The following is a 6,728-nucleotide window of genomic DNA, read 5'->3' as shown; positions in this document are numbered from 1 at the left end:
GTGCAGGAGAATCTCTTCATATTATCGACGTGCGCGAGCCGGGTGAAGTCGCTGCGGGCAAAATTCCAGGAGCGGTCAATATTCCGCTCGGTTTGATCGAGTTTCGCATGCATGAATTGGACAAAAATGAGGAATACATTCTCGTCTGCCGTTCCGGCGGCCGCAGCGGCCGTGCCGCGGAGTTTCTTGACAGCCGCGGTTACCGCGTCATCAACATGACAGGCGGCATGCTCGCCTGGGAAGGGCCTGTCGAATAAGCCGTAAGGAGGGATTCGTTCATGATTAAAGTTGATATGACCGTTGATGCGAAAGGACTGTCCTGCCCGATGCCGATCGTTCGAACGAAAAAGGCGATCAATGAATTGCAGCCGGGGCAAGTGCTGGAAGTGCAGGCGACGGATAAGGGATCCAAAGCCGATATCAAAGCATGGGCGGAAAGCACAGGGCATCAATATGTAGGAACAATTGAAGAAAATGGGGTTTTGAAACATTATATCCGCAAGGCAGCAGAAAGTGAAACACGCAAAGAAACGACATTCCCTCATGTCGTATCGAATGAACAATTGCAAGAAAAACTTCACGATCCTGATTCGTTTGTCTTGGATGTCCGCGAACCGGCGGAGTATGCGTTTGGCCATATTCCGGGCGCCGTTTCAATTCCGCTTGGGGAGCTTGAAAATCGGATGGCCGAACTTCCGAAAGACAAAACGATTTATGTCGTGTGCCGCACAGGGACACGGAGCGATTTGGCTGCGCAAAAGCTGGCCGAAAAAGGATTTGACCGTGTGCGCAACGTCATTCCAGGCATGTCGCAATGGAACGGGCCGCTTGATTCCGCTCAATCGTAATGAGCGGCCTTTTTTAACAATCAAATATACATTAGGGGGTATGTTAATATGGTGAAAGAAATGACCGTGCAACAAATGACGGAAAAGGTGTTCAACAAAGAATCGCTGTTCATCTTGGACGTCCGCAACGAAAGCGATTTTCGCGATTGGAAAATCGAAGGGAAAAACTTTGACTATTTGAACGTGCCGTATTTTGAATTGATTGATGGGGTTGACTCGATTGTCGACCGTCTTCCGAAAGACAAAGACATCGTCGTCGTGTGCGCGAAGGGCGGATCGGCGGCGTTTGTCGCTGAACAGCTAGAAGAAGCCGGATTTCACAATGTCTACACGCTCGCAGGCGGAATGCAAGCGTGGAGTGAGCATCTCCATCAAGCGAAAGTATACGAAGATGATCAGTTGAAAATTTACCAATTCATCCGCGTCGGCAAAGGATGCCTGTCGTATATGGTCATCTCCGGAAGCGAAGCGCTTGTCGTCGATCCGTTGCGGTTTATTGACGTGTACGAACAAGTGGCCCAACAAGAAGGGGTGAAGATCACGCATATCGTGGACTCGCACTTGCATGCCGACCATCTTTCCGGCGGCAAGGCGCTGGCCGAACGAACGGGGGCAACGTACTACTTGATGAAAAGCGAGGGAGCGGTGTTTGATTTCGAGCCGCTAGAGCAGCATGACACGATCGACTTTGCCAACGTTCATTTGGAAGTGTTGGCCGTGAAAACGCCAGGCCATACGCCAGGCAGCGTCTCGTTCTTTGTCAACGGCAAATGGCTGTTCTCGGGTGACACGATTTTTGTCGGCGGTCTCGGGCGGCCGGACCTTGGCGGCAAAGTGGCGGAATGGGCGGAAGACTTGTATCACACCGTATATGAAAAAGTGGCGGCCATGGCGGATGATGTGATCGTCTTGCCGGCGCACTACGCGAACTTGGATGAAGAAATCAACGCGGAGGGGTATGTCGGCGATACGTTGGGCCGCATCCGCGCCCGCAATGAGATGATGCAAAACAAACCGAAAGACGAATTTATCGATCTTGTCATCCAAAGCGCCAAGACGGAAACCCCGCCGAACTTTGAAGACATTGTCGCCATCAACCGCGGGCTCAAAACCGTGGATATCGAAACAGAGCGGGAGCTTGAGATCGGCCCGAACCGCTGCGCGCTGCATCATGCCCATGCCTAAAGAAGCGGCACAGATTGACAGGGGGCGGGGGCGTGCCCCGTCCCTTTTGAAACGAAAAGGGAGGAATGATCGATGGATGTTTCGCTCGCGTTTCTCATTGTCATCTTTTTCATCGGTTTTGTCGGTTCGTTTATTTCTGGGATGGTGGGGATCGGCGGATCGATTATTAAATATCCGATGCTTCTGTATCTTCCGCCGTTGTTTGGGCTGGCGGCGTTCAGCGCCCATGAAGTGTCGGGAATCAGCGCGGTGCAAGTGTTTTTCGCCACGATCGGCGGCGTGTGGGCGTATCGAAAAAGCGGCTATTTGAACAAATCGCTCATTTTGTATATGGGCGCAAGCATTCTTGTCGGCAGTTTTGTCGGCGGTTATGGCTCGAAGCTGATGAGCGAGGGAACGATTAACGTCGTTTACGGCGTCTTGGCGGCATTAGCCGCGATCATGATGTTTGTGCCGAAAAAAGGGATCGATGACATTCCGCTTGACCAAGTGACGTTCAACAAAGGGGTGGCGGCCGCCTTGGCGTTCCTCATCGGCGTCGGGTCCGGCATCGTCGGGGCGGCGGGGGCGTTTTTGCTTGTGCCAGTCATGCTCGTGGTCCTGAAAATCTCGACGCGAATGACGATCGCCACGTCTTTGGCCATTACGTTCATTTCCTCCATTGGCTCTACGTTCGGGAAAATCGCCACCGGCCAAGTCGATTACATCCCGGCGCTCATCATGGTCGTCGCGAGCTTGCTTGCCTCTCCGCTAGGGGCGAAAGCGGGGCAAAAACTAAACACGAAAGTGCTGCAAGTCATCCTTGCTGTGTTGATTTTGGCGACGGCGGTGAAAATTTGGGTGGATATTTTATGATCGAAGCGCTTGAAAGGCGACGGGTCACGGGAAAAGACATGTGAACGCTGGAACTGATCATGTGTCGCCGTCCGTTTTCTGCGTGATGGTGAGCGATCGATTTGGGCATGCTAAACAACGGGAAAACATAACGAAGGGAAGAAGGAGCGATGTTCCATTACACGGTTGACGTGCCAACAGGCATGGACGAAACGATCGAGCGTTTGGAAGAGAACTTGAAACAAGAAGGATTTGGCGTGCTCTGGCGGTTCAGCGTGACCGAAAAGCTGCAAGAAAAGGGGCTTGATTTTTCCACACCGATGGTCATTTTCGAAGTGTGCAACCCGCAAGAAGCGGCGCGGGTGTTAAATGAAAACTTGTTGGTCGGTTACTTTTTGCCGTGTAAACTCGTTGTCTATCAAGAGAACGGCACAACGAAAATCGGCATGCCGAAGCCGACAATGCTTGTTGGCATGGTGAACGAGCCGGCGTTGAAGGAAATCGCGGAAGATATTGAGAAAAGGTTGGTCGCTTGCATTGACCAATGCCGTCAGTGAAAAGGAAAAAGGTGTCCCACAGACGGGGCACCTTTTGGTTGTGCACATATAAACGGAAACGCAGGTTTGCCGAAAGAAAAGCGCTCTTTTCCCCTCTTCGCCGCTATTTGATCCACATAGGAGGCGGACGGCCGCAAAGCCCATCCTTTCTACAAATTCCCTTGCCCCGCTGCTTTTTTTGTTTTTGCCCGTTTTTTGGCTGCGCGCGGCTGTTTTTCCGTTTCCAGCTCGCGATGCACAATCCGGTCGGGGTTGAGCCCATTGCCGAGCGTGCCGTACACATGGCCTTGCTTCGGCTCGATGAGCTCGTTGTGCTCGTAGTAGACGCGCGGCGTTTTCCAAAGGGCGGCCAACGCTTTTCCCATCGGCATTTCGTGGTAGCGGTCGGGCCACATTTGTTTGATGTGTTTTTTCACGAGCGGGTAGTACTTCGAGCTCATCGCTGGAAAGAGATGATGTTCAGTATGGTGCGAAAAGTGGAAGTGAAGGATATCCACCCACTTTGGCACGGTGACCGACAAACTGTTCGCCAACGGATCGTTGACCGGCACTAACGGATTGAGACGATGGTTGGTTGCGATATAGCTCATGACGATCGTGTTGGCGACGAGCAGCGGAAGCAAAAAGGCGAACAGCCATTTTTCCCAGCCGACAAGCCATAACAGCCCGAGCCATGTCGCCCAAGGCAAGAAAAATTGAAACAGGACAACCGCGCGGTTCTTCCGGCGAAAGTCTTTGAAAAAGTAAAACAGCATCCGCACCGAATGAAGGGTAAACATCACCGACAAGGAGCTAAACGAGAAAAACGCGCGAATCGGAAACGGGATGCGGTATACCCAAGAGAGCAGGCGGCTTTTCGCTAATTTCTCCATGCTTGGCCACGCGTCCGGGTCTTTTTCTTCATGCTGGGTATGCACATGGTGGCTGGCGTTATGCCATTTTCTCCACAACTTCGGACCGGTGCAAAGCGGCCAAAAGGCGATCGCTCCGAGAAGATCGCGCAGCCATGGTGTACGGACGACGGTGCCGTGCAAAATTTCATGTCCTAAAAATCCTAACGCAGCAAAACTGAAACCAAGCACAACCGAGATGAGGAGGTTCCATACAGGATGGAGGTGGAAAAGGGACACAGCGAGGATGCCGGCGATGACGAGCCCTACATAAGCCAAACCTCCAAACAAGCGGGACTTCACGGGTTGAAACGCTTTTTTCGGCAAATGCGGGGCCATTTTCGCCGCGTACCAGCCGAACGGGTGAAAATCATTCATTCAGTGATCTCCTTTCAAGCTACTCTCCGTTTGACAAGCAGCGGTGAAGCCATTCACACACTCTTGGTCGCAACGAAGACCTTATTTCATAAGGTGATCCCCAAAGCTGTCCTCTATGCCGAAATGATGTGGAGGGCGGAGAAAAGCTCTAGGTCACTATAAAATTTATCATAACATCTTTTGGATTGTCCTGTCTATAGGCTTGATGGAAAACTGCCAAAATTGAGTATGGCGGCAATATTTCGAGAAGAACAGGCTAAACGATTGAGAAGGCGGCTGGCTAAAACATCATGATCAATGTCCCGATGGTAATGAGCAGCACCCCGATCACCACTTTCGCGGACAGCGGTTCGCCGAGAAACATCGCCGCAAACAAAATCGTCAGCACCAAGCTCGACTTGTCAATGGCGGTGACGCGCGAGACATCGCCGATTTGGATTGCTTTGTAGAAACAAAGCCACGACAATCCGGTTGCTGCTCCTGAGAGGCAGAGAAACACCCAGCTTTTCGTTGAGATCACTTTGACGCCTTGATGGGCGCCTGTCATCCAGACGATCAGCCATGCGAGCACGAGCACGACAACGGTGCGAATAGCGGTCGCGAGATGGGAATTGACGTTTTCAATGCCGATTTTTGCCAGCACCGATGTCAGCGCCGCAAACACCGCCGCCAACAAAGCATACACGATCCACATATCGATCCCTTCGCTTTCGTTGAGAATTTTTCTCATCTATTATACTATGAGAAGGAAGAACATTTCACCATTTTTCCATTCGTTTGTTATAATGGAGGGCAAGCACCACTTTTGTGAGCTGGGCGTTAAGATGAGCACAAATCCCCCTCGTTCTGATGAAGTGCGCCAATGGTTCGCACCGTTTGTGATCGAAGAACCCGACAGCTATCAGAATAAAAAGGAAGCGTTGCAGAACAAGAGCAGATGGAGTCAGGCGCTGACGTGCGGAGAGAAGAGGGCGGACATTTCCAACTTTCCACTAGCCCCTGCTTCTGTCGGAACACCGTTTTTCCAGCCGCTTTTGGCATGACGAAAGAAAGAGGGATCAGAGATGTTGATTGCACTCGATATGGACGGAACGCTATTAAACGGGGAAGGAAAAATCAGTGAACGAAACCGGGCGGCCATCACCGCAGCGCAGGCGCAGGGCCACATCGTCGCCGTCGTGACAGGGAGGGCGCGCAAAGACGCGCTCGCCCCGCTTCGCGAGGCGGGCATTATCTGCCCGATTGCCAGCTTAAACGGCGCGGTCGTTTCGCTCGAAGACGGCACGGTCATCAGCGAGGCGCCGCTCGAGCGGACAATCGTCCGTCCGACGCTTGAGTGGGTGCGCGAACAGTCCGATTTGTATTGCGAGACGTACACGGGCGATGCGGTCTATGTCGGCCTGCACAACCGCGCCCAATGGGAGGCGCTCGCTTCCGGGATGGCCGATGCGGCGCCAGAGGTGAAGTGGCTCGTGAACAAGCAGTTCCAGCAAGCGCGGGTGACGTATGTCGACGACATCCGCACGGTGTGGGACGACCCGAAGCGGGTGATCTATAAGCTGCTGATTTTCGCCCTTGACCGCGAGCGGCTGCGTGATGCAGCGTCGCGATTCGCCGCGCTCCGTGGCGTCACGGTCACCTCGTCGCACCCGCACAATATTGAGATGAACAACGAACGGGCGACAAAAGGCGAGGCGCTCAAACAGCTGGCCGCCCATTACGGCATCGATGTGCGCGACTCGGTCGCCTTTGGCGACAGCCATAACGATTTGTCGATGTTTAAGGTCGCAGGCTATCGCGTGGCGATGGACAATGCCGAGCCGGAGCTGAAAGCCATCTGCGACATGGTGACGTCCTCCCACGAAGAAGATGGGGTGGCGGCGGGGCTTGAGCGGGTGCTTCGGCAACGGTGAGCAGAAGCGCCCTTTTCCCCATTTTGTACACCCCGGCTGCAAAAACGGGAGAGGTGTGCATGAGGATTTTTTCTTCGATTATCGAAAGAAAGAAATAATTGATCTATATAGGTTGTAATAAAG

Annotated in this window: 9 protein-coding genes; 7 read left to right on the top strand and 2 right to left on the bottom strand. The window is 52.8% G+C overall.

What is annotated here, in order from left to right:
• From VU18_RS08690 to VU18_RS08670, 5 genes are all read left to right on the top strand, one after another.
• Positions 1 to 257, top strand: a 257-nt coding sequence (locus VU18_RS08690) for a rhodanese-like domain-containing protein (protein WP_082218527.1), incomplete at its 5' end; no start/stop codon positions are given.
• A 21-nt stretch (positions 258 to 278) separates the two neighbouring features.
• Positions 279 to 848, top strand: coding sequence for a sulfurtransferase TusA family protein (locus tag VU18_RS08685; protein WP_047757993.1), 570 nt, complete (start codon positions 279 to 281; stop codon positions 846 to 848).
• 48 nt (positions 849 to 896) lie between these two features.
• Positions 897 to 2,033 carry an MBL fold metallo-hydrolase gene (locus VU18_RS08680; protein WP_047757992.1) on the top strand — a complete coding sequence of 379 codons (1,137 nt, stop codon included), beginning with the start codon at positions 897 to 899 and terminating at the stop codon, positions 2,031 to 2,033.
• A gap of 72 nt (positions 2,034 to 2,105) precedes the next feature.
• The gene (locus VU18_RS08675; RefSeq protein WP_047757991.1) at positions 2,106 to 2,888 is read left to right on the top strand and encodes a sulfite exporter TauE/SafE family protein; all 783 of its coding nucleotides are present in this window, start codon (positions 2,106 to 2,108) and stop codon (positions 2,886 to 2,888) included.
• A gap of 149 nt (positions 2,889 to 3,037) precedes the next feature.
• Positions 3,038 to 3,424, top strand: coding sequence for a DUF302 domain-containing protein (locus tag VU18_RS08670; protein ID WP_021321731.1), 387 nt, complete (start codon positions 3,038 to 3,040; stop codon positions 3,422 to 3,424).
• Between the two features lie 149 nt (positions 3,425 to 3,573).
• Here the strand turns inward: VU18_RS08670 and VU18_RS08665 are convergent, their stop codons facing one another.
• Together VU18_RS08665 and VU18_RS08660 are read right to left on the bottom strand one after the other, a co-directional pair.
• Positions 3,574 to 4,692: an acyl-CoA desaturase gene (locus VU18_RS08665; RefSeq protein WP_021321732.1), complete on the bottom strand. Its 1,119-nt coding sequence runs from the start codon at positions 4,690 to 4,692 to the stop codon at positions 3,574 to 3,576.
• Positions 4,693 to 4,972: 280 nt separating this feature from the next.
• The gene (locus tag VU18_RS08660) at positions 4,973 to 5,386 is read right to left on the bottom strand and encodes an EamA family transporter (RefSeq protein WP_011231547.1); all 414 of its coding nucleotides are present in this window, start codon (positions 5,384 to 5,386) and stop codon (positions 4,973 to 4,975) included.
• Between the two features lie 46 nt (positions 5,387 to 5,432).
• On the opposite strand from VU18_RS08660, the gene VU18_RS19895 reads away from it, so the two are divergent.
• Positions 5,433 to 5,735, top strand: a complete 303-nt coding sequence (locus VU18_RS19895; RefSeq protein WP_236687336.1) for a hypothetical protein — start codon at positions 5,433 to 5,435, stop codon at positions 5,733 to 5,735.
• Between the two features lie 21 nt (positions 5,736 to 5,756).
• Positions 5,757 to 6,605 (top strand): Cof-type HAD-IIB family hydrolase, encoded by an 849-nt coding sequence (locus tag VU18_RS08650; RefSeq protein ID WP_021321735.1) that lies wholly within the window; start codon positions 5,757 to 5,759, stop codon positions 6,603 to 6,605.
• Positions 6,606 to 6,728 lie beyond the last annotated feature (123 nt).

It is taken from the genome of Geobacillus sp. ZGt-1 (genome assembly GCF_001026865.1).
Lineage (GTDB): Bacteria > Bacillota > Bacilli > Bacillales > Anoxybacillaceae > Geobacillus > Geobacillus thermoleovorans.
Note: the sequence above shows the minus strand (reverse complement) of the source record. Positions and strands in the feature narration are given on the sequence as shown.